The organism is Nocardioides sp. Soil805, from assembly GCF_001429625.1.
Classification (GTDB): Bacteria; Actinomycetota; Actinomycetes; order Propionibacteriales; family Nocardioidaceae; genus Nocardioides.
Genome location: NZ_LMSU01000004.1, coordinates 56,844 through 81,905, shown reverse-complemented (window position 1 = coordinate 81,905; position 25,062 = coordinate 56,844). Strand labels below are relative to the sequence as shown.

The window sequence follows — 25,062 nt, the reverse complement described above, 5'->3', positions numbered from 1 at the left end:
CGTCACCTCCTTGGTCCTTCGGACACTACCCATCTGGTGATGGGACGGAAGTGGATAACCGATCGTGTTGGTCACGATTTCGTCGCGAGCCGGCATCCGCGCTGGTGCAGGCTCAGACCGAGGGGTCGTTGAGGCGGTGGATGGCGAGCAGCTCCTCGTCGCTGAACTCCCCGGAGGCGCGCAGCACCTCCTGGACCACGGCGGACTTGCCGGCCAGGTAGGCGTCCATGTCCATCGCTGGATCGTCGGCGAGCGCGAGCTTGGCGGCGGCGTACGCGTCCCGGAGGTCGTCACGGCGCCGCAGCACGTCGCGTACGGCGAGGTGGTTGCGGACGTTCGTCGTGCCGGCGCTGCACAGGTAGACGTTGCGGCGCGGCTCCCGGTCCGGTGCGTGGAAGGCCTCGCGGCCGGCGACGCCGAGGTCGCCGCGGTGGACGTAACCGGCTTCCTCGAGGCCGCGGACCGCGGCCGGGACGTGCTCGGCGTCGACGATCACGTCCACGTCGAGGATCGGCTTGGCGGCGAGGCCGGGCACGGACGTGGAGCCGACGTGCTCGACCCGGGCACCGGGGATGCCGGCGACCGCTGCCCGCAGGACGACGGCGAGCTCCTCGAACTGAGCTGCCCAGGCCGGGGACCAGGCGACGACCTCGACGCTCACACCTCGTCGGTGTCGCCGGCGACGGCGGCCTCGACGGGGGCAGCCTCCGGCAGCGGCGGGATGTCCGCGGGGCGGGGGCCGGTGTAGTCGGGACCGTAGGCGCCCGGGGCCGGTCGGCGGGTCTTGCGCGGCGGCCTCTCCCCCGGTGCCATCCGGCGTGCGGTGACCAGGAAGGCCGTGTGGCCGATCATCTTGTGGCCGGGACGGACGGCAAGGCCCTCGACGTGCCAGTCGCGGACGAGCGACTCCCACGGCTGCGGCTCGGTGAAGCCGCCGTGGACCCGCAGGGTCTCCACGACCCGGGAGAGCTGGGTGGTGGTGGCGACGTACGCGCAGACGATGCCGCCGGGCACGAGCGCGTCGGCGACGGCATCGATGCAGTTCCACGGGTCGAGCATGTCCAGGATGATCCGGTCGACCTTCTCCTCGAGCTGGGGCAGGCCCTCCTTGAGGTCACCGAGTCGCAGGTCCCACGCCGGGTGCGTCTCGCCCTCGGGGGCGGAGAAGAACTGGTTCACGTTGCGCTGGGCGACCTCGGCGAACTCCTCGCGGAGCTCGAAGGACGTCACCCGGCCCCACGGCCCGACGGCCCGCAGCAGCGAGCAGGTCAGGGCCCCGGAACCGGCGCCGGCCTCGACGACGCGAGCGCCCGGGAAGATGTCCGCAAGCGAGATGATCTGGGCGGCGTCCTTGGGGTAGACCACCGCCGCACCGCGGGGCATGGAGACCACGAACTCGGTGAGCAGCGGCCGGAAGACGAGGTACTCGCCGCCGGCGGAGGACACGAGGGTGAAGCCCTCGTCCCGGCCGATCATGTCGTCGTGCTCGATGTGGCCGCGGTTGGAGAAGAACCGCTTGCCCGGCGTCAGCTCGAAGTTGTGGCGGCGACCCTTCTGGTCGGTCAGGCGCACCCACTCACCGGCCCGCAGGGGTCCGCGGTGGACGCCGGACCACGCCTCGTGCGGGACGTCTGCGGACGGTACGGCGGGGGTGGTGTCAGGCATGCGCGAACCCTAGTGCGGGCCCTCGGGACTCGCGGAAACGACGCGGAGGGGCCGGACGGAACGGCGGGTGGCGGGAGCGTGCGCCGCCGCGGGACGACGGCTGTGCCTCTGACGCCTGTGCCTCTGACGCGCGACGCGTTGTGCGTGCGCTGGTCGCCGACGCCGTCAGGGGTCAAGCGCGGCGACAGAAGGCCACGAGTGCCTGCGGACCCGCCGGGTGCTGCTCGGGCGGGGTCCGGGGCGTGGTGGTCAGGAGTCCGGTGGCTGCGCAGTGCCGGGCTCGGTCCAGGCACGCCCCAGAGGTCGACTGCCGGTGCGGTCGCGGAGGTAGGTCCAGCCGAGCGGGCTGGTCCACACGAACACCCCGGGCTCAGTCGTCTCGTAGCGCCACCGGCCGTGGGTCTTCAACCGATGGTGCCGGCGACACAGCGCGGCGAGATTGTCGGTCGACGTCGGTCCGCCCCGGTCCGGATGATCGTGGTCGTACGGGACGACGTGGTCGAGGTCGGCATGGCGGGCGTTGCGGCCGCACCACGGGAACACGCACGTCCCGTCGCGGACGATCACGTGCTCGCGGATCTTCTCGGTGGGCTCGTAGCCCTTGCACTCGAGTCGCTCGCGCAGGTCGATGATCGGCTTCACCACCACGGTCACGTCGGGGCGGCCGCACCAGGCGCGGATCTGCTCCACCGACAGGACTCGCTGGCTGGCCTGCTCGATCCGCCCGCTCATCTCCTGGCCGTGCGTCACGTCGTGGTGGGTGATGGCGTCGGCGGACAGGTGGGCGTGGAGCACGATCTGGGTGACGGGTGTCGAGGGTCGCTGCGCCGGGACTTCGCTCGCCGGGGTGTCCTGGTCGAAGCCGATGGTGAGCTGGCGTCGAGCGAGGTCGCCGAGTGCGGTGGCGCGGCGGCCGTCCGCAGTGTCGGTCGACCCGAGGCGGGCGAGGTGCTCGGCACCGGACTTCACCGCGGCCGCGAGGGCGAGGGCGTCGGGGATCTCCAGGCTGGCCTCGAGCCCCATGGTCCCGTCGTAGGAGGCCTGCTGGGTGTCGAAGGTGACGTGCCGCTTGTCCGCACTCTTCTCCAGGGCATCAGCCACCTGATCGGGCATGAACCGCNCTTCACTGCGGCAGCGAGGGCGAGGGCGTCGGGGATCTCCAGGCTGGCCTCGAGCCCCATGGTCCCGTCGTAGGAGGCCTGCTGGGTGTCGAAGGTGACGTGCCGCTTGTCCGCACTCTTCTCCAGGGCATCAGCCACCTGATCGGGCATGAACCGAACCCGGGCCTCGTCCACCACCCGCCCCAGCTGCGCGGGCGTCAGCCGCGACGCACACCAGAACACCTGCCCATCGACATACGTCGCCGCTTCCAGGGAAAGGTCGATGGTCGTGTCGGCGACCAACCGTGCCCGCCACCCCGCGACAAGGCCCGCCTGCACNNGCACGCAGAACTCGTCGATCGCCGGCGACCCCTCACCCGCGAACGTCTTCGGCGAGGTGAAGCACGCCTCCGCGAACTCCGGATCCGCCAGGTGCAGGTCGGCCCAATGGACACCGAGACGCATCATCTCGACGTCGGCCCGGTCGGCCGCCTTCTTCTGGTCACGCACCGCCCGCAGCAACGCAGCCGGGGTCTCCGGCAGCGCAGGTGCAGCGGTCGACGTCATGGCTCAAGCCAAGCAGGGACCACCGACAACCACACCCCGGAAACAGCCGACGCGACCGGCATGTGGACACCAGTTCCGACCGGTCCCACCGACCGCGAGAACCCGGGAAGAGACCTGCGCCGGACGGCGTACGGGACTGCACGAAAGGGGGGGCGGCACCGTCCACGCGCACGAAAGGGGGGAGGTCGGCACCGTCCACGCGCACGAAAGGGGGGAGGTCGGCACCGTCCACGCGCACGAAAGTGCCCGCTCGGCGTGTCCTACGCGCCAACAACTGCCCGGTCGGCGTGAGCCAGGTGTCAGGAACTGCCCGCTCGGCGTGTCCTACGCGCCAGGAAGTGCCCGGTCGGCACCATCCAGACGACAGGAAGTGCCCTCTCGGCACTCAGCGCGCGGTCTCCCGGAACGCCTTGTCGACGTCGGCGGTGACGAGGACCCCGCAGATCTGGCCGTCCTCCTCGAGCAGGAGGTACTCGTCGGCGGGGCGACGGCTGATGGCCAGGATCAGCTCCTCCCCCGCGATGGTCGCCGGCAGCGAGAGCCCGTCCTCGAGCGTGCGCGCGACCGTGGAGACGGCCATCCACGGCCGCCGCTCGACCGGCGTGGCCTGCACGGCCGCCTCGTTGACGATGCCGGTGGCCCGTCCCGAGCCCGTGGTGGTGACGATGCTCCCGGCCCCGGCCTCGTGCGCGCGTCGTACGGCCTCGGCGAGCGGCAGGTCCTCCGGGACCGTGAGGGTACGACGCGCCAGCGGGCGCGCGACCAGGTGCGGCAGGCGCCGGCGCAGCCGCGCCTGGGCCATCGCAGCGGTCGCGCCGGTCCACAGGAACACGGCGAGCACGAACACGAGCACGTAGTCGAAGAGCGTCGGCTCGATGTCGAACAGCTCGCGCTGAAGCAGAGGCCAGAGCAGCACCGCGACGGCGGTGAGCCGTCCTCCCCAGCCGGCGACCAGCGTGCCCCGGTGCTCGTTGCCGGAGACGCGCCACACGACGGCCTTGAGGACCCGCCCACCGTCCAGCGGCAGGCCGGGAACGAGGTTGAGCACGCCGATGAGCAGGTTGGCGCCGGCCAGCCCCTCGATCGTGACCTGGACCAGCCCCTCGGGCACCACGAACCAGGCGGCCGCCGCCACGAGGCCCACGGCGATCGAGGCCAGCGGGCCGACGACGGCGATCCAGAACTCCTGCCGCGGCTTGCGTGCCGCCCCGTCGATCTCCGTCATCCCGCCCAGGAAGTGCAGGGTGATCGAGTTGACGACGTAGCCGTAGCGCTGGGCGACCAGCGCGTGCGACGCCTCGTGCACCAGGACCGCGAGGTAGAGCATGACCGCGAAGACCAGGCCCGCGACGTACTTGAAGACACCGAGCCCCGGTTGCGCCAGCTCGATGCGCGGTGCGATGGCGAAGGCGATCAGGGCGGCGACCAGGAACCAGGAGCCGGTGACCAGGACGTCGATCCCGGAGACCGAGCCGACGCGCAACGTCCCCGCGGGGCGCGGTCGATCCGCAGGTCGTCGATCGGCCGGCGGAGGAGTCTCGGTCACTCCACGAGCCTAGCCGCGGACCGCGATGTCGGTGGGGTCACCTAGGGTGCGGCGCATGAGCACACCCGCCCCCTCACCCGCCGACCGCGTGTCCACGCCGGTCGACGGCGTCGACGTGCTGGGGGCCCTCTCGCCGAGCCGGGCGGGCGACTTCATGACCTGCCCGCTGATGTACCGGTTCCGCACCATCGACCGCCTGCCCGAGCAGCCGTCGCCGGACGCCGTCCGGGGCACCGTCGTGCACAAGGTCCTCGAGGACCTCTTCGACCTGCCCGCGACCGACCGCACTCCGGACGTGGCCGCCGACATGCTCGTCCCCTCGTGGGAGGCGCTGCTCGAGGCCGAGCCCGGCGTGGCCGAGATGTTCGGCGCCGAGGGCCCCGACGTCGCCTCCTGGCTGGTCTCGTGCCGTGAGGTCCTCGACCGCTACTTCACCCTCGAGGACCCGCGCCGCCTCGAGCCCGCCGAGCGCGAGCTCTACGTCGAGACGGTGCTGGACAGCAAGCTGCTGCTGCGCGGCTTCGTCGACCGCCTCGACGTCGCCCCCGACGGACGCGTGCGGGTGGTGGACTACAAGACCGGTCGGGCTCCCGGCCTCGGCTTCGAGGCCAAGGCGCTGTTCCAGATGAAGTTCTACGCGCTGGTCGTCTGGCGCACCCGCGGCGTGCTCCCGAGCGTGCTCCAGCTGGTCTACCTCGGCAACGGCGAGATCCTGCGCTACGAGCCGGACGAGGCCGACCTGCTCGCCACCGAGCGCAAGGTCGAGGCCGTGTGGCGCGCGATCCAGGAGTGCGAGGAGACGGGCGAGTGGCGTCCCAGCCCGTCCAAGCTCTGCGGCTGGTGCAGCTACAAGCCGTTCTGCCCGTCGTACGGCGGCACGCCACCGCCGCTGCCCGAGCGGGTCCCCGTCCCGGACCCGTCCGGGGACCTCGACACCGACGAGGGCGTCACCGCCACACCCTGATCAAGCCCGTGGCGCGCGCCACCCCCTGCGTCGACGTGCGGTCCGACCGTGCCGTCCCCAGTGCAGGCGGCCGAAGGCCCCTCGGCCGCCCGTCGCATGACGAAGGCCTCTGGTCCGCCCGCGATCCATCGGCTGGTCTGGACGTGAAGGACGCGACGACGCTCCCGCACCGGACGGCGAGGTACGAAGGACGACGTGATGGCGAGACCGACAGGTGCGACCAGACCTCCCGGCCGCCGGGACGAGGTCGAGGAGCGCGGGCTGCCCGGGAGCGTGTCCCTGGGACACTGGGGCGGAGTCGAGGTCCGGGCCCACTGGTCCGTCCTCCTCGTGGTGGGACTCTTCGCCACCCTGCTGGCGACCAGCAGCCTGCCGCAGGCGCACCCGGGCGACACCCGGGCCGCGTACTGGCTGGTGGCAGTCGCGACGACGGTGGTCTTCGTCTTCACCCTCCTCGCCCACGAGCTGGCGCACGCCCTGGTGGCCCGCGCCCACGGCATGCGGGTCAAGCGGATCACGCTGTGGATGCTCGGCGGCGTCACCGACCTCGGCGGCCCCAGTCCGACCGCGCGGGCAGAGCTCTTCGTCGCCCTCGCCGGCCCGGCCATGAGCCTGGTGCTCGGCGCCGTCAGCGCTGCCCTGGCCCTTGTCGTGGGGACCTCGGGCCTGGTCGGCACCGCACTCGTCTGGCTCGCCTCGGTCAGCGTCCTGCTGGGGGTCTTCAACCTGCTCCCCGGAGCACCGCTCGACGGCGGCCGAGTGCTGCGTGCACTGATGTGGTGGCGCTACCGGGACCGTGACCGGGCCACGGTCGTCGCCGCACACGCGGGACGGCTCCTGGGCTACGTCCTCGTCGCCGTCGGGGTGCTCAACACTCTGAGCGGGTACGCGGAGGGCCTGTGGCTCCTCCTGATCGGCTGGTTCATCATCAGTGGCGCCAACGCGGAGCGGACCGCAGCGGGCGACACCCATCTGAGCGGCCTGACGGCCGCCGACGTCATGACGCCCGTCGCGGTCCCGGCGTTCTCGTGGTGGACCGTCGAGCAGCTCGTCGCGCAGCTGTCCCCGGCCCACATCGCGGCCGGGATCTTCCCGGTCCAGGACCTGGACGGCCGTACTGCCGGCGTCGTCACCCTCGCCGACCTCGAGAGGGTGCCGGCCGCCCAGCGCGGCATCGTCCGGATCGACGCTCTCGCGGCTCGGCACGCCTCCCCGCTCGTCATCGACCCGGACATCGACGCGGCCGAGGTCGCGGCACGGATCCGTCCGCTCGACGGTGTCGCCGTCGTCGAGCAGGCGGGCCGCCCGATCGGCCTGGTCACGACGCTGGAGCTGAGCAGGGCCGTCCACCTCTCGGCCCTGGGCTGGCGGACGGCGCCGCACGACCTGCCGTGACAGGGCCCCGACGGCGGGGATCGGACCGCGGGGGTCAGAGGGCTCTGTCGGTGAGCGCCGTGAGCGACGCGGTGTCCAGCCCGGCCAGCGTCTCGACGAAGACCCGGCGCTGCCCCTCCAGGATCGGCACGTGGTTGGGCACGCACAGCACCAGGCACCCGGCGGACTCCGCCGACTTGGCGCCGGTGTTGGAGTCCTCCACGGCCACACACTTCCCCGGCTCGACGCCGAGGTCCGCGGCCGCCTTGAGGTAGGGCTCGGGGTGCGGCTTGCCGAACTCGACCCGGTCACCGGTCACGACGGTGCCGAAGGTGTCCTGCGGCAGGTGCTCGAGGATGGGCTCCACGAAGCGCATCCACGACATGGTCACCAGCGCGCACGGCACGTCGTGGGCGCGGAGGTCGGCCAGCAGCTCACGACCGCCCGGGCGCCACGGCACCTCGCGACGTACCCGCTCGACGACGCCGTCCAGCAGCTCGTCGACGATCTCCTGCGGCGTGCGGTCGATGCCCATGTGCTCGCGGATGTAGACCCCGGAGTCGAGCAGCGCGTTGCCGACGAGGTTGAGGGCGTGCTCCTGGGACCAGGTGCCGCCGTACTTGGCGGCCATCGCGTACTCGGTCTCGATCCAGTACGGCTCGGTGTCGACGAGGGTGCCGTCCATGTCCCACAGGACGGCCGCCGGCCACCGCTTCGGGTCATTGAGGGGCTGACCTGCAGGTTTACCCGGAAATGCGGTGTTCAGAATGTCCTCCCAGACGCTTCATGCAACGTTCCATGCAATCAACCACCCTAAATCGAAGGTGTGCCGCATAGGCCATCGTCGCGGCGACCCACCGGCATCCAGATACCCACGAGGAGGTTCGGCGGCACCGCCGGCGCACCTGAGGGGCATGAGCAACCACACCATCGCCACCCCGATCACGACCTGGGCCGCCGCCCGCACCACGGACCGAGAGGTCCTCAACCGCGCCGAGGTCGCCGCCCTCCTCAGCCTGGACCCACGCACCATCGACCACGCCATCGCCGACGGCACCATCCCGGCCGTCCATGTCGGACGACGGGTGCTCATCCCACGCCGCCCGTTCCTTCACGCCTTCGGAGCCGACGACCCCACGACCACAGGGCTCCCGCGCGATGAGGAATCGGCATGACCGACCCCCGACGCCGATCATCCAGACGCCGATCCGTCCGCGGCCGAGGCACCGGGTCGATCACGCCCTACGACACGAAGGCAGGGACGCGATGGCGCTTCCAGGTGAACGTTCCCGTGGATCCCGCCCGCCCGGAGATCGGTGATCGCAAGCACTCGCGGGCAGGGTTCACCAGCTACGAGGCAGCCGACGCCGAACTGACCCTGCTGCGCGCCGACCTGATGCGCCAGGTGCCGCAACCACGCGGCCGAGACACCTTCGCCGCCTACGGCCAACGCTGGCTCGACGGGCACGCCGTCGGAAACGGGACCCGGATGTACATCCAGCGCGTCCTCGACGCGATGGACCCCTACATCGGGCCTGTTCCGATGGCCGACATCCGTGCCACCGATCTGGCGGCCGCCTACCGCGGCCTCGAGAACGGCGCCAAGCAGACGCCATCGCCGAAGCGGAGAGCGAAGGGGCTCGCCACCTCCACCGTCGCTCGCTACGCCAACTGGGTGAACACCATCTTCCTGGCGGCGCTGGACGAAGGGATCGTCGCCCGGAACCCGGCAAACTCCAAGCACTCCGGCCGGCCGCGGGGCGAGACGGCGAAGCGGGTCAAGCCGTTCGTCATCTGGAACGTCGAGCAACTCACCTCGTTCTGCGACTGGGCCCTCGCCGACGACGAGCCCTGGGCGCGCGCCTGGATCCTCCTGAGCCGCACGGGACTACGCTCCGGCGAGCTCCTCGCCCTGCGGTGGGGGGACGTCAATTTCAAGAAGAGCGAGCTGCGCATCGAACGCGCCCTCCACTACGACGAGACCCGCCCGGTCGGCGAGCGCTACGTCACCGGATCGGTCAAGGGCGGACGGCCCCGCACCGTGTCCTTCGACCGGACCTGTGCGTCCATCCTCGACGACTGGCGAAAAGTCCTACCCGCGCTTCTGGCCGGCGGCCGTGGGAACGTCACTGCCTTGTTTGGCCTTCGTGCCCACGATCCGGTGTTCCCTTCCCTGCCCGGCCGCGCCGCCACCCAGTCCGGACTGCACGGGGCGTTCCTCCGGGTGCAAAGGCACTACCGGGAAGCCCATCCCGAGCGCGACCTCCCCCGCCTCACCGTCCACGAACTCCGCCACACCCACGCCTCACTGCTCTTCGAGGCCGGCCAGTCGGTCAAGGTCGCCCAGGAACGCCTCGGGCATGCAAGCGCGCAGGTCACGCTCAACACCTACGCGCACCTGCTCCACGACGCACAGTCACGTGCCGCCGCGGCACTCGACGACCTCCTTGGAGGCAAAGCCGGTGCGGTTGAGTCAGGGTCGACTCGGTCTGATTGAGACGCATCCGATGCGCTGCGTCATCGGGAAGAGTCCGATGATCCTGAGCGTGAGCGCGATCCTTTGCAGTCGGTTGCGCTCGGGAGGCGAAACCGGCCTCTGATCTGCGGCGATGCCGTCCTCGGGGACTGCGGGCGCCGGAGCGGTGTTGCGGGCCTTTGCGAATCAAAGCGAGCCCGTTCCGAGCCCTCCTGTCAGCGGCTTCGAACGACCAATAACAACTGCAGAGACCGGGCATCGCAACCAGAGTCTTGTTCGAGACCAGGTTGAGCACAACGCCTACCCCCGGCGTCACAGGCGACCGCTTCCCGCGAACGTGTCGGTCGCGAACTGGGCGAACGTCCTTCCCGGACGGCCCAGGACCTCTTGCACGGCGCCGTCCACGACCGCCACCATTCCGCGGCGAATCCGATCGTAGGCACCGAAATCGTTCTCGCGGTCGAAACCCTCGCGTCCCTCCAGCGCTTGCTCCATTGGGAGGTCGATGTACTCGACCGGCCTACCAAGTGCCGCTGCCAGGACAGAGGCGGTCTCGGCGAGGGTCAACGCCTCAGGGCCAGTGATGTCCAGCGTGCGAGCGCGCAGGGCCGGATCGAGCAAGGCCCGGGCCGCGACGGCAGCGATGTCTCGAGCGTCGATCCAGGCGATGCGCTGGCCCTCGGAGGGGAACGGCAGCCTGCCGGATCGGATGTCATCAAGCATGAACCGCTCGTCGGCGAAGACCTGGGAGAACCACCCAGGACGCAGGATCGTCCACGTGCGACCACTTTGTAGGACCGCTCGCTCAACCCGCGGAGCCCAGTCGCCAGGCCTGAAGTAGCCGCCGTCAAGCTCCGAGAGCAGAACGACGTGGGTGTGCGGCGGAGTCTCGGAGATCAGTTGCTTGATGAGGTGGGGTGCGTCAGCCCGGTCGGGGCGCACGACGAAGATGGCATCCACACCTTCAACGGCGCTCACCCAGCTCGTCGGGTCGTCCCACGAGAAACGGACAGGTTCGACGCCGGGCAGGTCAACCGAAGCTGGTTGGGCACTGCCGCCGCGAACATAGACGTCAGGCTCGCCCGCGAGCAGGCGTGCCAGGGGAGCTCCGGTCTTCGCGCGGACGCCGGTGATGAATACGTTGGTCATAAAAGCCTCCCTCGGTTGGACGCTCGTGACCTCACTGGTCCGAGCATGGTTGTGGCCGCTGGGTGTCAGCGCGTCGTCACAAACCCTTCGCCTCCGCTGCCCGCTCGATGAGCTTGGCGGTCACGATCGGTCGGGACACGGGGACCGCGTGCGAGGCCTTCGGCAGTCGTACGACCGTCGCGCCGGCGCGGCGGGCCATGAACTCCTGTGCGGCGGGCGGGATGTTCTTGTCGCGCCCGGGGATGAGGAAGTAGCTGGGCGCGCTCTTCCAGGCAGGCCTGCCAGAGGCATCGGTCAGCGCTGCGGTCGTGATCGGTCGCTGCGACACCGCCATCAGGCGTGCGGTGGGTGCTGGGACGTCTGCGGCGAACTGTCGACGGAACAGCTCTGGCTTGATCGCTAGGTCGACGCTCCCGTCGGGGAGCGACGTCTCCAGGAGCGTCTCTCCCAGGGTGCTTCCCGGATAGAGCGCCGCAAGCTCCCCTGCCGACTCGCCTTCGTCGGGGGCGAAGCCCGCGACGTAGACGAGTGCCTCGATGGCGTCGTTGCCACGTGTGGCGTTGGTGATGACCGCGCCGCCGTAGGAGTGACCAACGAGAACGACGGGACCCTCGACGGTGCTCAGCACCGAACGGACGGCTGCGGCGTCGCCGTCGAGGTCACGGAGCGGGTTGGCCACCGCGACCACGTCGTAGCCGTCGCTGAGGAGGCGCTTCGTCACGCCGTTCCAGCTGGACGAGTCCGCGAAGGCGCCGTGGACGAGGACGATCGTGGGCCTGTCCTGGGCAGAGCCAGTCCTCGCCGTGGGCTGCACGGTGCCGTGTGCGGCGAGGTTCGGGGTGACCAAGACCGCGGCCGCGGCCACGAAGGCGGTGACGGCTGCGGTTGCGTGACGTGCGTGCTTCATCGGATTTCGCTTCCTGTGTGGTGGGGAGGGCAGCGCCGGACGGCGCTGTCCGGGTTGGCTGGTGAGGGCGGTGCAGTGCTGACAGCGGGTGGCACTACACGGATGCGGGTCGTCCGGTCCCGGGCTCGACGACGTCGAGTGCGCCCGACGGGCATCTGCCCACGACGCGCCGCAAGGCTTGGGTGGAGTCCTCCGTGGCGGCCTGGCCGGGATCGATCCAGGGGCGCCTGGACACGTCGAAGACCTCGGGCATGCCCCGGACGCACACGGCGGCATGCCGGCAGAGGTCCGCGTCGAACGACACGTCGATGATCGGTCCTGCAGAGGTCCTTCGGGGCATGTCAGTCCTTCGCGGTGGACGCAGGGACGCCGTACACCATCGGCCGGTACTCGCGATGACGTCCGATCCACCCCTTGATGAAGGGGCACAGCGGCAAGACCTTGCGCCTGCCCTCCGCGCGGACCTCGTCCAGCGCGCGAAAGGGGCCATCGCCGATCCCACGCACGCCCTCGATCCGCGGATCGACCTGAGTGTGCGTGAATACGATCAGCTCGTTGGTCACGATGTACTCGGCGAATCCAGCCGCCTCACCGTCGACGCTGGCCGCGTACCGCGAACGGCATGGGTCGTGGATGACCTGGACCTCTGTCGCGTCTTCGTCCTTCCGTCGTGTGCTGGTCACGAGGCATCGATGACGACGTAGAGGCGGGTGACCTTGCCACCGCCGACGATGAGCACGTCGCGGCCGGCGGCGACAGCCGGGCCGTCCTCGGCGCCGAGCGACCAGCGGTAGGTAACCATGTCCTGGGCCACCTGGATGGGTCCGGACCGGGTGATCCTGGTGCGTGGGAGCTGGGCCTGGAGACGGGCGATCGCCTGTTCCATGCCGTCGTGCCCTCGCATTGCTTCCTGCGGCTCGCCGACAAACACGTCAGGCGCGTACAGGGAGGCGATCAGCTGGGTCCTGTCCGGGCCCGCCGGTGCGTTCCAGGCGTCGAGGTGTCCCGCGACGATGTTCTCCATGTGGTGCATGGCTTCCTTCATGTGGTGGTGGGACACCCGACTGCGTCAGCGCAGCGGGCTCGTGGTCTCGTCGAGCTCGTCGAGGTGCCCGATGAGGACGGCTCGACCGCCGTCGCCCGGGTCGGGATCTGGGAGGACCGACTCGGGGTCGACCAGGTAAACCTCGTGGCCATCGAGAGTGAGTCTGCGAGCGACTTCGAGCAGCATGCGTCGGGCGACGTCGTCGAGCGAGCTGACCATTGTGAGGTCCAGCGCCACCCTGACCTCGGCTGCCGCTGTGCCCACTGCCTCCCGCACCACGCGCTCAGCTCCTGCGAAGCCGATCCCGCCCTGCAGCTGGAGCACCCGGATCGCACCCGGCCCGGTGCCCACGACGTGGTTGGACCGCACGGCCGCGCGCGCAGCGGGGGGGACCTCCATCAGGTGCAGACCCATGTCAGAGGAGAACCGTTGGAACAGTGACGTCCCCCGCACGCTGTTGCCGTGAAGGTCCAACCGGGGCGAGAACGTGGCGATGCCGATCTGCCCGGGAAGCGCGCCGATCAGGCCTCCGGCCACGCCGCTCTTGGCGGGGATGCCGACCTGCGTAGCCCAGTCACCCGCGGCGTCGTACATCCCACAGGTGGACATGACGCTCAGCACCTGACGCACCACCCGGTCGGGCACGACCCGCTCGCCGGAGAGAGGGTTGACGCCACGGTTGGCCAACGTCGCGGCCATCACGGCGAGATCGCGGGTCGTGACCAGCAGCGAGCACTGGCGGATGTAGCCGTCGACGACGGTGGCGGGGTCCTCGGCAAGGATGCCGTGGTTGCGGAGCATGTGCGCGATGGCGAGGTTGCGCCAGGCGTTCGCCTTCTCCGAGACGTACACAGGCTCATCCATCGCCAGCCGACGCCCGGCGAACGCGGACAAACCGATGATCACCCGCTCCATGCGGCCGGTCGCATCCAGGCCTTCGGGTCCGGCGAGCGAGTGCGTGGTGATCGCCCCAGCGTTGATCATGGGATTGAGGGGACGTCCCGTGCCGGCCTCCAGCGAGATCTCGTTGAAGGCCTCCCCCGACGGTTCGACGCCCACCTTGGCCAGCACCGCGTCCAGGCCGCGATCAGCAAGGGCGAGCGCGTAGACGAAGGGCTTGGAGATCGACTGGATGGTGAGCTCCACGTCGACGTCGCCGGCGCCGTAGACCTGGCCGTCGACGGTCGCGAAGACGGCGGCGACGCGCTCGGGATCGGCTCGTGCGAGCTCGGGGATGTATCCCGCCGGGGCACCGGACGTGTCCGACTCGACAGCTGTGATGGCCTCGGCCAGGTAGTCAGGAATCGGTGAGCGCATCATCCTGCCCGTCACGGGCGCGCCCGTGCTGTCGTCGAAATCCTGGGTCATCAGGTCTTCCTCTCGGGGTGCGCTTCTGAGGAGAACAGGTCGCCCGAGGACTGCCCTGCCTCACGCTTGCGACGGAAGTAGTCGTTGATGACGGTTCGGTATCGCTCGGCATCTGGGCGGGCCCAGTTGCGCATGAGCTCGCAACCGAGTGCCAGCGAGGTGATCGGCCGTGCTCCGGCCTGGACCATGCGGTCGAGGGCTGCCTGGTGGGTCACGGTCGAGACGCCTCCCACCGCGTCGACCACGGGGTAGATCTCGTAGCCCTCGGCGAGCATGTCCAGGGTCGGGAAGGTGAGGCAGACCTCCGTCCACAGCCCGGCCATCACGATCTTCTTGCGTCCCGTGGCCTCGATGGCGGCACGGAAGTCCGCGTCCTCCCAGGAGTTCACACCGGTCCGGTCGATCTCGGTGATGCCGGGGAGCTCACGGGTGATCTCGTCGAGCGTCGGCTCGTGCACCCTCATTCCCACCGCGACCGTGGTCACGACAGTCGGGATCTCATAGGCGCGGGCCAGCTGTGCCAGCGTCACCACGCCGAGGTTGATCTCGTCCCTGGTGGTGGAACCGACGGTCGCGTACTGGCCCTCCTGATAGTCGATGAGCGCGATGGTGCAGTTCTGAGGTGTCAGGAGATGATCGGTGCGGGGGTCGCGGATCGGCTCGGGATCCACCTTCGTGCGGATGGACGGCACGGTGGTCATGGGCGCTCTCCTCCGGTCGCGTTGTTCGCCGGCGGAGCGCGTCAGGGGACCGGAGGCGCTTGCCTCGGTCCTCGGACACGGTCGTCCGCCGCTCGCGACACCACGGTCGCATCGCTCGAGGGGACGTCGCGTCGGTACTGCACCCTTAGAAGCCCACCGAGAAGCACCTGTGTCATCACAGACGGGCACCGAAGGCGGTGTGACGCACAGCTGCAGGTTCCCCGCGAGCCAGCACAACATCTCGAGGGTGGGGGTCGTTCCAGTAGGCCCGCGTGTGGACGCCGTCGCCCGTGACCCCCGGATCAGGGGGCACCGGCGCAGCGGCGGCCAGGGCGAGGGCTCCGTCCCGAACAGGGTCCCAGTTCCCGCACCACAGGCCCCACGGACGCTCTGCCCAGGGCTCCTAGGTCGAAGGAGCAGCGGGTCGTCGGTCCGATGCCTGGACTGAAGAGCGCCAGGGCCGGCGCTCAGCCGGGTTGTCGACCGCGAACCGCAGAGCGCCGTACGCGCCACGACACCAATTCCACAGGGCCCGCCGCTCGACGGCGTACCCACGCCCGGCAAGCCAACGTGGCAGTTCGTCGCGCAGCATCCGGTGAGGATCGACGCTCCCGCTCGGGACCCGGCCCGCAGGTCCGTCGTCAGTGCCCCAGCACGAAGGGCGGGGTTCCGGCCTCGACTGCGGCGGCGACGGAACGACCGAGGCCGAAGTCGCGCAGGTCGGCCGCAGACGCGCTCTAGCCGTGGAGGACCACGACGACCGGGAGACTCGCCCCGTCCCCGTGGCCCGCCGGAACCGCCGTGAACAGGTCCAATTCTCCCATTGCCGGGAGCTCACGCGTTGCACGGCGCCAGCACTCGGCGCCGTCCTGGCTCTCACGCGCCGTTCAGCCCGTTCAGCCACGCCGAGCCCACGCTCAGTGTCACGGTCGCGGCGAGGAACGTGACACCCAGGACCGCGATCGGCGCGACGGCGCGAAGCCGCCGCGGGGTCGCGAGCAAGAGGACGAGACCCAGCACGAGGACGGTGGTCCAGTAGACCGGGCTCGTGGTGTCCGCCACCACCGTGAGGCCGTAGATCCCGTCGGCGACCAGCACGCCGGCGAGGACCCCTGAGCCGAGCGCGACGGGCAGGGAGCGCGCACTGACCACCCCCGCCGCAGCCGCGCCGATGAAGGGTCCGGTGACCAACGCGATCGCGCCCCACAGCATGGGGTCGTAGGCGAGCCCTCGCAGCTCGGAGGCGAGGGTGTAACCGAGGAGCAGGAAGACGAAGCCGACCGTGCCGAACACGGCACCCCACGGCAGTGTGGGCCGGAACGTCATCACCACCAGTGCCGTCATGGCAGCCCATCCCGACGGAGAGTTCGCCAACGGCGCCCACGCGTCGGGCAGAAAGCTTTGCGCCCAGGACGTCACGGCTCCCAGGACGAGGCCGACGACGGCGACCCCCAGGACGGATCCGATCGAGGTCACGGCGACCGCCGTGAGTGTGGGCGTGGTGGTGGAGGAGTCGCTGTTCGTACGCACGCGGCCTGTCTAACAGTGCAGCCGGAGCCTCACCAGCGGAACGCCGGAGACCTGGACCTACGGCCAAGAGATCGGTACTTGAGGAGGAGTGTCGAGCCTGTAGGACATCCAGCAGGTACCCCAGGTGGAAGCGGTCGCCGGTGGCAAGACTCCACAGTGACGGCATGACGATCCTCCTGTCCGACCCACGGGTCTCCTCCGTCCCCTTGCGCGAGTCGGGCGAGCCCCTGGTTCCCCTAGACGCATCGTTCGGGCCGGCCAGGGCGCTCGTGCGCGCCGGTCTGGCAGCCCGGCTCGTCGAGGCGCAGCGCCTGCTGCCGTCCGACGTCGAGCTGGACGTCGTGGAGGGGCACCGTCCAGCTGCGGCGCAACACTCGATCATCGCGCGCTACTCGGACGAGGTCCGCGCGGCCCATCCGGGCGCCTCCACCGCCGAGCTGCACCACCTCACCAGCCGGTTCGTCGCCCCGATCGCGGTGGCACCCCACGTCGCAGGAGCAGCAGTCGACCTGACCCTCGTCGACGGGAACAGGACAATGCTCGACCTCGGGACCCAGATCGATGCGACCCCGGAGCAGTCCGACGGTGCGTGCTACTTCGCAGCCGACGGCATCAGCAACGAGGCGCGGGCGCGCCGCGACATCCTGGCCGCCGCGCTCACGCGTGCGGGTCTCGTCAACTATCCGACCGAGTGGTGGCATTGGTCGTATGGGGACCGCTACTGGGCCCTGCTGACCGGCGCACCGGCAGCGCTCTACGGACCCGTGGACGTGCGGAGCGACGCGGCATGAACGCTGTGTCGATCGCTCCCACCAATCATGTCGTGGGCCCGCGGCTCAGTATCGACCTGGATGCCGTGGCAGCGAACACGCGCCTCTTCGTCGGTCGTGCTGCGGGCGAGATCATGGCTGTCGTCAAGGCCGATGGGCTCGGCCACGGAGCTGCTGACGTCGCGCGGACGGCTCTCGCCAACGGCGCGACCCGCCTGGGCGTGACCAGCATCGGCGAGGCGGTGGGGTTGCGGTTCGACGGCCTCACAGCACCGGTGCTGAGCTGGCTCAACGCCAAGGGTGCGGACTGGGACCTGGCCGTGCGTTACGACGTGGAGCTGGCCGTTCCGTCCGTGGACCACCTGGAGGCGATCGAGCGTACGACCACCGGGGCGCGGATCCACCTCCACCTCGACACGGGGATGGCCAGGGACGGGGCCTCGCCCAGCGACTGGGCCGAGCTCTGCCGGGCCGCGAGGGTCGCGGAACGACGGGGGCGGCTTCAGGTCGTCGGAGTGATGGGGCACTTGGGCTGCGCTGACGACCCGTCGGAGGAGTGCAACCGTACGGCGCGCCAGCTCTTCGACTGGGGCGTTGGGACCGCGTGGTCGGCGGGGCTGCGCCCGCAGCACCGGCACCTCGCGGCCACGGCCGCCACCCTCACCGATCCCGACGCCCACCACACGATGAGCCGGATCGGCGCGGGACTCGTGGGCATCGACCCCTCCCGGACGGTTGCCCTCAAGCCTGCGCTCACCTTGCGCGCCCCACTCGTGAGCGTCCGCACCGTAGGTGCCGGCACGCCCGTCGGCTACGGCCACGCGTGGACGGCACCTGCCGCGACACGCCTGGGGCTCCTGCCGGTCGGGTACGCCGACGGGCTGCCGCGGATCGCCTCGGGGCGGGCCGAGGTGCTGGTAGGGGGTCAGCGTCGCCCTCTCGTCGGCCGCATCTCCATGGACATGGCCGTCGTGGACCTGGGCGACGCAGCGGTCACCCTCGGCGACGACGTCGTGATCCTGGGTCCCGGACATGCCGGAGAGCCGACTGTGCGGGAGTGGGCTGCGTGGGCCGACACGATCGAACACGAGATCGTCACCGGCCTCGGGGCGCGCCTGCAACGCACGACGAGCGTCGCTGCAACGCGCCCCGACGTCCTGCGGACCGTGTGATGCGGATCCGGGTGGCAGTGATCGGCGGCGGCCAGAACTGCGAGCACGATGTCTCACTCGCGTCCGCGGCTGGCATCTCGGATGCCTTGCGGAGCCAGGGGCACGAGGTCGTCCCGCTGACGATCGAGACCGACGGGACGTGGCGCGACGCCGCGGGGCGAAGAATCGAACTGGCCGACGCCGTGCGTGTGCTAAGCACCTGCGCGGTAGCTGTCCCGGCGGTGCACGGTCCTCGGGGTGAGGACGGCACCCTGGCGGCGCTCTGCGAGCTCGCCCGGGTGCCGTACGTCGGCTCCGGTGTCCGGGCGGGAGCGATCGCCATGGACAAGTGGACGACGAAGCTGGTCGCGCAGTCGGTGGGCATCGCCACCGCCCCGGGTCGCTTGCTGACCGCAACCACGGCCGGGTCGTACGCCTGGACCCGGCCGGTCGTCGTGAAGCCGGTCGCCGCGGGGTCGAGCCACGGCGTCTCGATGGTCTCGGTGCCCGACGGCCTCGAGCCTGCTCTCGCCTCGGCGCTGGCGCTCGACGACCGTGTGCTGGTGGAGGAAGTGGTGTCGGGTCGTGAGATCGACGTCGCCGTGCTCGGCCGGCCCGGGGGACTCCGAGTGGTGGCGCCGACCCTCGAGATCAGGGTCGACGGCATGTTCGACTTCGAGGCCAAGTACGGCGGAAGCTCCACGTTCACGGTGCCTGCCCACCTCACCGAGGCCGAGACAGCAGCCTTGACCGAGGCGGCCGTCGCCATGTACGACGCGCTCGGGTGCGCGGGCCTGGCTCGGGTCGACTTCTTCCTGACCGCCGAGGGCCCGGTGCTCAACGAGGTCAACACGATGCCGGGGTTCACCGAGCAGTCCCAAGTGCCGCGGATGTTCGCCGCAGCCGGCACGTCGTACGGTGACCTGCTCGACCTGATGGTCCGCGACGTGATCGAAGGATGAGAGAGCCGACAGCGCGGATGGCCGGGCTCGACGTCCTACGGGGGATCGCCATCGCCCTGGTGATGCTGAGGCATGCTCTGCCCACTGTCTTCCCGGGGGCAGGCGTGGTCGGGGTGGTGATGTTCTTCGCCCTCAGCGGCTACCTCATCACCGGTGTGCTGCTGGGCGAGATCGAGCGGACAGGGACGGTGGACCTCCGTCGCTTCTACGTCCGCCGTGCGCGGCGCCTGGTGCCGGCGCTGGTGGCGCTGGTCGCTGGGGTCGTGATCGTCACCCTGGCCGTGGACCCGCTGGACGACCGTGACCAGCTGGTGAAGACCGTGCTGGTGGCGCTCACCTGGACAGGGAACCTGCCGTTCGGCCATGCCAGCGAAGCCACCTTCCACCTCTGGACCCTGGCGACCGAGGAGCAGTTCTACCTCTTCTGGCCGGCCGTGCTGGCCCTGGCCGCCGCACGACAGCGAGTCGGCGCGGCCCTGGTGCTAGCCGCGACAGCTTGCACCGTCGCCTGTGTGGCCACGGTGCTGTGGCTGCGAGAGGCCCCGGATCTCGCCTACTCGCTGCCGACCTCGTGGGCACTCTGCTTCGTCATCGGGGCCAGCACGCGGATTCTCCAGCACCGCCTGTGCGTGCCGCCCTTGCTGGTGATGCCCTCCTTGGCGGCGCTGGGTGTGCTGAGCGTGATTCCATTGCGGGGACACGCGCTCACCTACCTGGCAGGAGGTCCCGCCATCGCGGCCCTGACGGCGGTCCTGCTGGTCTCCTGGTGCACCTGGAGGGACGTGTCGACGCCGTGGCTGCGGGCGCTGGCATGGCTCGGCACGGTCTCATACGGCGCGTATCTCTGGAACTATCCGCTCACCCTCTGGCTCCGCCCCTCGTGGGGCGAGCTCGCTGGTCCGTCGGCCATGGCGCTCACCGTGGTCGCTGCCGCGGCGAGCTGGCACGTGGTCGAGCGCCCGGTCCAGCACCGACGAGCTCCAGAACCAGCGCGGCCATGACCAGCGCGGCCATGACGCGGCGATCGCACGCCTGGGCACCCGACGTCGGCGCGGGTATGGCAGTCCTGGCGGTGGGTGTGGCCGAGTTGACGCCGGTTTCTCTCAGCGTGCTGACCGTCATCGTCGGTACCGCTGCCGCGGTCGCATTCAGCCGGCGGGCGCCCGGCGTGGCACTGATGGTCGTGTGGGCCGTCTACGTGGTACAGCTCCTGGGAGGCACGCCGCCGATGCTGGTCCAGGTCGCCATTGCGTACGTCGCCTTCGGCACGACCCGATGGGGCAGCACCGCCACCGTGTGGCTCAGCGGTCTTTCGATCCCGGCTGCCGGGCTGGTGGTCTACCTCGCGCTGGTCGTCGACCAGTCCTTCTTCGATGTTCCCACCTACGGCGGGCCACTGGACCTGGCCTTCCGCTTGGTCGGCACCTGGCAGGCCGTCACCGTGCTGTTCGCCACCCTGCTGCTCGCCGGACCATGGCTGCTGGGGCTCGTGGCGCGCTACGACGCCCGCGCCAGGCAGTCGAGGGTCTCGCAGGTCGCCGCAGAGCAGGACGCCGCCACCGCCCACCGTGAGGCGACGCAAGCTCTGGAGATCGCCCGTCTGCGGGACGAGCAAGCGCAGTTGGCCCGCGACGTCCACGACGTCGTCGGGCACTCTCTCGCCGTCATCCTCGCTCAGGCGGAGTCTGCGCAGTTCCTCCCCGACGACCCGGAGGGCCTCAAGAAGACGATGAGGACGATCGCGTCGTCCGCGCGCACCTCGCTGCAGGACGTCCGCCACGTGCTGACGTCGACGCAGGAGCCTGTCCCCCACCCAGGTGAGATGGAGGAGCTGGTCGAGAACGTCCGCTCGAGCGGTCACGATGTGGACCTCGTCGACGTGGGCACCCCTCGCCCCCTTCCGCCCGAGCTCGACGCCGTGGCCTATCGCGTGCTGCAGGAGATGCTCACCAACGCCATCCGGCACGGGCGTCGCGACGAACCCATCAGCGTGGAGCGGCAGTGGCACGACGAGCTGCGCCTCGAGGTGCGCAACGCGGTCGACGAGACGGACGACGAGACCGCACCGATGACTGCCGTTGGCACGGCGCACGGCGGTCGCGGCCTCGACGGCATGGGGCGCAGACTGGCCTCGGTCGGTGGTCGCCTCCACGTACAGCGTCGCGACGAGGACGCAAGCGCAACCTTCACCGCGACCGCGTGGATCCCGCTGCGTGCGGTGCAGGCGTGACCGACGACATCCGCGTCCTGCTCGTCGACGACCAGGAGCTCTTCCGTGCCGGCGTCGCGGTCATCGTCAATGCCCAGGACGGAATGCGGGTTGTCGGACAGGCGGGCGATGGCCTGGAGGCGCTACGTCTCGTCGACGAGGTCGAGCCCGACGTCGTGCTCATGGACATCCGGATGCCCGAGATGGACGGCGTGGAGGCAACACGCCAGCTGTTCCAACGCGACCACGCCGCCCGACGGACCAAGCCGCTGCGGGTTGTGGTGTTGACGACGTTCAACCTCGACGACCGTGCCGCGACCGCCATCCGACATGGCGCGAGCGGTTTCCTGCTCAAGGACATCACTCCTGTGATGCTCCGCGACGCTATCCGCACCGTCCATACAGGCAACGCTGTGCTGGCGCCGCGGGACCTGTCGGTGCTGCTGAACAACCAGTTCGAGTCGCCGAGACCGGTCCCGGCGGCCTACAGCTCGCTCACCGACAGAGAGCGACCCGTCTTCGCCGCGGTGGCCAAGGGCTTGTCGAACGCTGAGATTGCAGCCCAGATCTTCGCGAGCGAGTCGACGGTCAAGACCCACGTCGGCAGCATTCTGCGCAAGCTGTCGCTGCGCGACCGGGTGCAAATCGTCGTCTTTGCGCACGAGCACGGCCTGGCGGGGTAGCTGCGTGAGGCCCGGGTGCGGGGGCGGCCGCGTACGGCTCCGCACCAGCGTCGGCGTCACTGCACCGCGCGGCGCGGCGCGGCGCGGAACAGGCAAGAGCACTGACCCCTGGGTCGTCAGGCGAGACGTAGGTCCTTCAGATGACGACGCGAGGTGATGCCGACCTTGCGGAAGATGCTGCGCAGGTGGGCCTCGATCGTGCGGGGACTGAGGAACAGCTGTGCGGCCACCTCTGGCGAGGTGGCACCGGTGGCCACGAGGCGGGCAATCTGCAGCTCGTGCGGGGTGAGGGCGTCCGTGGGTTGGGTGGAGCGCTTGCGGGGATGCTCGACGGTGGCGCGCAGCACCCGGGCGGCGCGCTCGGCGAACGCGTCCGCGCCCATCTCCGACAACATCTTGTGGGCGGTGCGGAGCTGTTCGCGAGCGTCCTGTCGCCGACCCTCGCGGCGAAGACGGGTCGCCGTAGAGGAGCTGCGCGCGGCGGTCTCCCCCTTCATCAGGCACTGGCCCAGCCTCTCGATCGCCTCGCGGTAACTCTCCTCCGTGGCCGCCCCGACGCCGGTGAGCGCGCGGCAGCGGGCAGCAAGGGTCCTGCTGGGTTCCGGCGAGGGCTTCATGACCGGTCTACTGCTGGAGCTCAGCACCGACACCTACCTATCCCTCACGCCGAAGCGCGGCCTCAGGGAGGTACACCGACGCGAAGGCACGGCCCCCTGCGACAGCATCGAAGTGTCGCGATTAACAAGCAGGCCGCCACGCCCACCGACGGGGCAGGACCTGAGGCGTCCACATCGGCCACGACGACAAGGATTCGACCACTCATGGACTCGCCGCACTTCTTCGTCACACCCGGCTATGGCGCGATCTTGGAAAGCAAGCTCGGCTACAGCCAGGCCGTTCGCATCGGCAACCGCGTTGAGACGTCTGGGCAGGGAGGTTGGGACGACGACTTCGTGCTTCGGGAGTCGCTCCGCGATGAGATCGTCCAAGCGTTCGACAACACGGAGCGCACCTTGGCCGAGGCGGGCGCCGGATGGCCCGATGTCGTTCACGTCAACTCGTACCACGTGCCGGAGTCGTCGACGAGCATCGGCGACTCGCACAACGACGTGATGGTCGAGCAACTGCGCGAGCGGATGGGTGGTCGTGCTCCCATCTGGACGCAGACCGGCGTCTCGGCTCTCGGGGCTCCTGGCATGCGGATCGAGATCCGCGTCACGGCCATCGTGACCTCCCCTGACCGCTGACACTCCTCTTGCAGAGCTGTCCGTTCCCCACCGTGCTGCTGTTCCTCGAGGTCGAGCGTCCGGTCCGGCCATGGAGTCCGCCAGCCAGCTCCGAGGCGTATGCCAGACCACCGCTCCCCCTGATCACCCCTTCACAGACAAGGAGCCCCAGATGAAGATCTTCTCGACCGTCCTGACCCGCTTGGCCGTGATGGGTGCCGGACTCGCCACTTACTACGGTGCCGTAAGCCTCGTGACGTCCGACGACGGCGGCGGCGCCGACATCGGCGCCGGGCTGCTCGCCTTCTCCGGCTTGATGCTGGCCAGCTTCGTATGGGCGTTTCTCGACGGACGATCCAACGACCTGGCTGCGACAACGGTCGTCTGGTCGTTGGTCGCAGTTGCGCTGGCCGCCGGCTGGAGGGTGGTGGTCGCGGTGGCATCGGCCGACACCAGCATGAGCTTCGCCGAGCGGCTCAGCGCTGACGCGCTCTCTACACTCTTCACCTTCGGACTGGTCCTGGTCCCGGCGGTTCTGGGTGCTGTCGTCGGTGGCGCTTCACGTTCAGGACAAGCCGTCCGACGGTGATCCGCGAGATGACGGCAACAACACATCGTCCCGCTCCGCCCCGACGTGCCTAGTGCGGTCCGCACCAGGATCCGACGACTGCCCTTGCAGCCTCTGCGACCAGCCCGTCGTCCGTGGCGGCGTCCGCGGTGCTGTGCCGAGTCAGGACGGCAACGACGACCGGGGTGCGTCCCGGCGATGTGACCACGGCAATGTCATTACGAGTGCCGTAGCTGGCGGAGCCTGTCTTGTCCCCGACCCGCCAGCTCGCCGGCACGGCCGCGCGGATCAGGGCGTCGCCGGTGGTGTTGCGCAGCAGCATGTTGTTGAACAGCCGCTCGTCCGATGGTTTCAGCTCGCCCCCGACAGCGAATGCAGCCAGGCTCGAAGCAATCGCGCGCGGAGTCGTGGTGTCCCGTACGTCGCCCGGCGTGTAGTCGTTCAGGTCGGGCTCGCGACGGACGGCCTCCGTGGTGTCATCGCCGACATCTTCCAAGGCCTCGTCCAGCCCCCGCGGGCCCCCGATCAGGTCGAACATGAGGTTCGCAGCCGTGTTGTCGCTGACGGTCACCGCTGCCTCGAGCACCGCTCGCACGGTCAGGCCGTCCTCGACGTGAAGCTCGGTCACCGGTGAGTACGGCACCAGGTCCGCCTCGGTCCAGTAGAGGCGACGCGACAGGTCTCGGGAGGACAACTGATCGAGCACGACTGCGGCTGCGAGCGCCTTGCCCGTGGACGCAAACGCGAAGCGCTCGTCGGCCCGATAAGCAAGATCTTCGCCCGTACCGGTGGCGAAGGCGTACACGCCCACGACTGCGTCCTTCTCTCGCTCGAGATGCCGCAGTCGCCCGGCGAATGCATCCTCATCCGTTGCACACGTGTCACTGGCTGCGAACGTGCCGTCCGGTGTGACGGCCGCCGGGCTCTGGGGGTCGTCGGCGCCCGCGTCGGCGCCGGCGCAACCCATGACAACTAGGGCAGCCAGGCCGGCACCTATGCGGCGACACAGACCTGTCATCGCTGCGGCCATCCCGATGGTGAACATCTTCATGTTTCGCATGTCAACCACTGTCGCGGAGCGAGCCGGTGGAGTCGAAGACA

At 69.9% G+C, this 25,062-nt stretch carries 27 protein-coding genes; 12 read left to right on the top strand and 15 right to left on the bottom strand.

Translation table 11 applies throughout. From position 1 onward, the window contains the following. Positions 1 to 112: 112 nt before the first annotated feature. The 4 genes from ASG94_RS17830 to ASG94_RS17810 all read right to left on the bottom strand — a co-directional run bounded on the left by ASG94_RS17830 (position 113) and on the right by ASG94_RS17810 (position 4,878). Positions 113 to 661 carry a GrpB family protein gene (locus ASG94_RS17830; protein ID WP_056927834.1) on the bottom strand — a complete coding sequence of 183 codons (549 nt, stop codon included), beginning with the start codon at positions 659 to 661 and terminating at the stop codon, positions 113 to 115. Further along, on the bottom strand, positions 658 to 1,665 hold the full coding sequence (locus ASG94_RS17825; RefSeq protein WP_056927833.1) for a tRNA (adenine-N1)-methyltransferase: 1,008 nt from the start codon (positions 1,663 to 1,665) through the stop codon (positions 658 to 660). Before ASG94_RS17825 ends, ASG94_RS17830 begins: the two co-directional genes overlap by 4 nt. Before the next feature lie 249 nt (positions 1,666 to 1,914). Further along, positions 1,915 to 2,397: an HNH endonuclease signature motif containing protein gene (locus tag ASG94_RS22235; protein ID WP_200958190.1), complete on the bottom strand. Its 483-nt coding sequence runs from the start codon at positions 2,395 to 2,397 to the stop codon at positions 1,915 to 1,917. A gap of 1,320 nt (positions 2,398 to 3,717) precedes the next feature. Next, a complete protein-coding gene (locus ASG94_RS17810) occupies positions 3,718 to 4,878 on the bottom strand; it encodes a site-2 protease family protein (protein ID WP_082624325.1) in 1,161 nt (386 codons plus the stop codon). Between the two features lie 55 nt (positions 4,879 to 4,933). Between ASG94_RS17810 and ASG94_RS17805 the strand changes: the two genes are divergently transcribed. Further along, positions 4,934 to 5,842, top strand: a complete 909-nt coding sequence (locus tag ASG94_RS17805) for a RecB family exonuclease (protein ID WP_056927829.1) — start codon at positions 4,934 to 4,936, stop codon at positions 5,840 to 5,842. Between the two features lie 198 nt (positions 5,843 to 6,040). Then, entirely contained in the window at positions 6,041 to 7,237 is a 1,197-nt protein-coding gene (locus tag ASG94_RS17800) for a site-2 protease family protein (protein ID WP_082624324.1), read from the top strand. Between the two features lie 34 nt (positions 7,238 to 7,271). Here ASG94_RS17800 and ASG94_RS17795 read toward each other — a convergent pair whose 3' ends face one another. Further along, a complete protein-coding gene (locus ASG94_RS17795; RefSeq protein WP_268788632.1) occupies positions 7,272 to 7,982 on the bottom strand; it encodes an HAD family hydrolase in 711 nt (236 codons plus the stop codon). Between the two features lie 148 nt (positions 7,983 to 8,130). On the opposite strand from ASG94_RS17795, the gene ASG94_RS17790 reads away from it, so the two are divergent. Beyond that, positions 8,131 to 8,391, top strand: coding sequence for a helix-turn-helix domain-containing protein (locus ASG94_RS17790; RefSeq protein WP_056927826.1), 261 nt, complete (start codon positions 8,131 to 8,133; stop codon positions 8,389 to 8,391). Further along, positions 8,388 to 9,713, top strand: a complete 1,326-nt coding sequence (locus tag ASG94_RS17785) for a tyrosine-type recombinase/integrase (protein ID WP_082624323.1) — start codon at positions 8,388 to 8,390, stop codon at positions 9,711 to 9,713. Before ASG94_RS17790 ends, ASG94_RS17785 begins: the two co-directional genes overlap by 4 nt. A gap of 291 nt (positions 9,714 to 10,004) precedes the next feature. Here the strand turns inward: ASG94_RS17785 and ASG94_RS17780 are convergent, their stop codons facing one another. From ASG94_RS17780 to ASG94_RS17745, 8 genes are all read right to left on the bottom strand, one after another. Then, a complete protein-coding gene (locus ASG94_RS17780; RefSeq protein ID WP_056927824.1) occupies positions 10,005 to 10,841 on the bottom strand; it encodes an NmrA family NAD(P)-binding protein in 837 nt (278 codons plus the stop codon). A 76-nt stretch (positions 10,842 to 10,917) separates the two neighbouring features. Beyond that, positions 10,918 to 11,748, bottom strand: coding sequence for an alpha/beta fold hydrolase (locus ASG94_RS17775; protein WP_082624322.1), 831 nt, complete (start codon positions 11,746 to 11,748; stop codon positions 10,918 to 10,920). 94 nt (positions 11,749 to 11,842) lie between these two features. Then, the gene (locus tag ASG94_RS17770) at positions 11,843 to 12,088 is read right to left on the bottom strand and encodes a (4Fe-4S)-binding protein (protein WP_056927823.1); all 246 of its coding nucleotides are present in this window, start codon (positions 12,086 to 12,088) and stop codon (positions 11,843 to 11,845) included. Between the two features lies 1 nt (position 12,089). Beyond that, a complete protein-coding gene (locus tag ASG94_RS17765) occupies positions 12,090 to 12,431 on the bottom strand; it encodes a GNAT family N-acetyltransferase (RefSeq protein ID WP_200958184.1) in 342 nt (113 codons plus the stop codon). Continuing rightward, positions 12,428 to 12,793 carry a nuclear transport factor 2 family protein gene (locus ASG94_RS17760; RefSeq protein WP_162260838.1) on the bottom strand — a complete coding sequence of 122 codons (366 nt, stop codon included), beginning with the start codon at positions 12,791 to 12,793 and terminating at the stop codon, positions 12,428 to 12,430. Before ASG94_RS17760 ends, ASG94_RS17765 begins: the two co-directional genes overlap by 4 nt. Positions 12,794 to 12,817: 24 nt before the next feature. Then, a complete protein-coding gene (locus ASG94_RS17755; RefSeq protein WP_056927976.1) occupies positions 12,818 to 14,110 on the bottom strand; it encodes a glutaminase in 1,293 nt (430 codons plus the stop codon). Positions 14,111 to 14,160: 50 nt separating this feature from the next. Then, positions 14,161 to 14,862, bottom strand: coding sequence for a hydrolase (locus ASG94_RS17750; RefSeq protein ID WP_056927821.1), 702 nt, complete (start codon positions 14,860 to 14,862; stop codon positions 14,161 to 14,163). Positions 14,863 to 15,738: 876 nt separating this feature from the next. After that, positions 15,739 to 16,338, bottom strand: a complete 600-nt coding sequence (locus tag ASG94_RS17745; protein WP_268788631.1) for a DUF6518 family protein — start codon at positions 16,336 to 16,338, stop codon at positions 15,739 to 15,741. 218 nt (positions 16,339 to 16,556) lie between these two features. On the opposite strand from ASG94_RS17745, the gene ASG94_RS17735 reads away from it, so the two are divergent. From ASG94_RS17735 to ASG94_RS17710, 6 genes are all read left to right on the top strand, one after another. Further along, complete coding sequence (locus ASG94_RS17735; protein ID WP_056927818.1) at positions 16,557 to 17,183, top strand: M15 family metallopeptidase; 627 nt, start codon at positions 16,557 to 16,559, stop codon at positions 17,181 to 17,183. After that, complete coding sequence (gene alr / locus ASG94_RS17730; RefSeq protein ID WP_056927817.1) at positions 17,180 to 18,334, top strand: alanine racemase; 1,155 nt, start codon at positions 17,180 to 17,182, stop codon at positions 18,332 to 18,334. Before ASG94_RS17735 ends, alr begins: the two co-directional genes overlap by 4 nt. Further along, positions 18,334 to 19,275: a D-alanine--D-alanine ligase family protein gene (locus ASG94_RS17725; protein WP_056927816.1), complete on the top strand. Its 942-nt coding sequence runs from the start codon at positions 18,334 to 18,336 to the stop codon at positions 19,273 to 19,275. The genes alr and ASG94_RS17725 overlap by 1 nt, the downstream gene beginning before the upstream one ends. Beyond that, positions 19,272 to 20,276 (top strand): acyltransferase family protein, encoded by a 1,005-nt coding sequence (locus ASG94_RS17720; protein WP_056927815.1) that lies wholly within the window; start codon positions 19,272 to 19,274, stop codon positions 20,274 to 20,276. The genes ASG94_RS17725 and ASG94_RS17720 overlap by 4 nt, the downstream gene beginning before the upstream one ends. Positions 20,277 to 20,383: 107 nt before the next feature. Then, positions 20,384 to 21,505, top strand: a complete 1,122-nt coding sequence (locus ASG94_RS17715) for a sensor histidine kinase (RefSeq protein ID WP_162260837.1) — start codon at positions 20,384 to 20,386, stop codon at positions 21,503 to 21,505. Beyond that, complete coding sequence (locus tag ASG94_RS17710) at positions 21,502 to 22,167, top strand: response regulator (protein ID WP_056927813.1); 666 nt, start codon at positions 21,502 to 21,504, stop codon at positions 22,165 to 22,167. Before ASG94_RS17715 ends, ASG94_RS17710 begins: the two co-directional genes overlap by 4 nt. Before the next feature lie 116 nt (positions 22,168 to 22,283). Here ASG94_RS17710 and ASG94_RS17705 read toward each other — a convergent pair whose 3' ends face one another. Then, positions 22,284 to 22,784, bottom strand: a complete 501-nt coding sequence (locus ASG94_RS17705) for a helix-turn-helix transcriptional regulator (protein WP_056927812.1) — start codon at positions 22,782 to 22,784, stop codon at positions 22,284 to 22,286. Positions 22,785 to 22,988: 204 nt separating this feature from the next. Between ASG94_RS17705 and ASG94_RS17700 the strand changes: the two genes are divergently transcribed. Further along, entirely contained in the window at positions 22,989 to 23,414 is a 426-nt protein-coding gene (locus ASG94_RS17700) for a Rid family hydrolase (RefSeq protein ID WP_056927811.1), read from the top strand. A 151-nt stretch (positions 23,415 to 23,565) separates the two neighbouring features. Then, positions 23,566 to 23,982: a hypothetical protein gene (locus tag ASG94_RS17695; RefSeq protein WP_156411689.1), complete on the top strand. Its 417-nt coding sequence runs from the start codon at positions 23,566 to 23,568 to the stop codon at positions 23,980 to 23,982. 49 nt (positions 23,983 to 24,031) lie between these two features. Here the strand turns inward: ASG94_RS17695 and bla are convergent, their stop codons facing one another. Beyond that, on the bottom strand, positions 24,032 to 25,012 hold the full coding sequence (gene bla / locus ASG94_RS17690) for a class A beta-lactamase (RefSeq protein ID WP_200958183.1): 981 nt from the start codon (positions 25,010 to 25,012) through the stop codon (positions 24,032 to 24,034). Positions 25,013 to 25,062 lie beyond the last annotated feature (50 nt).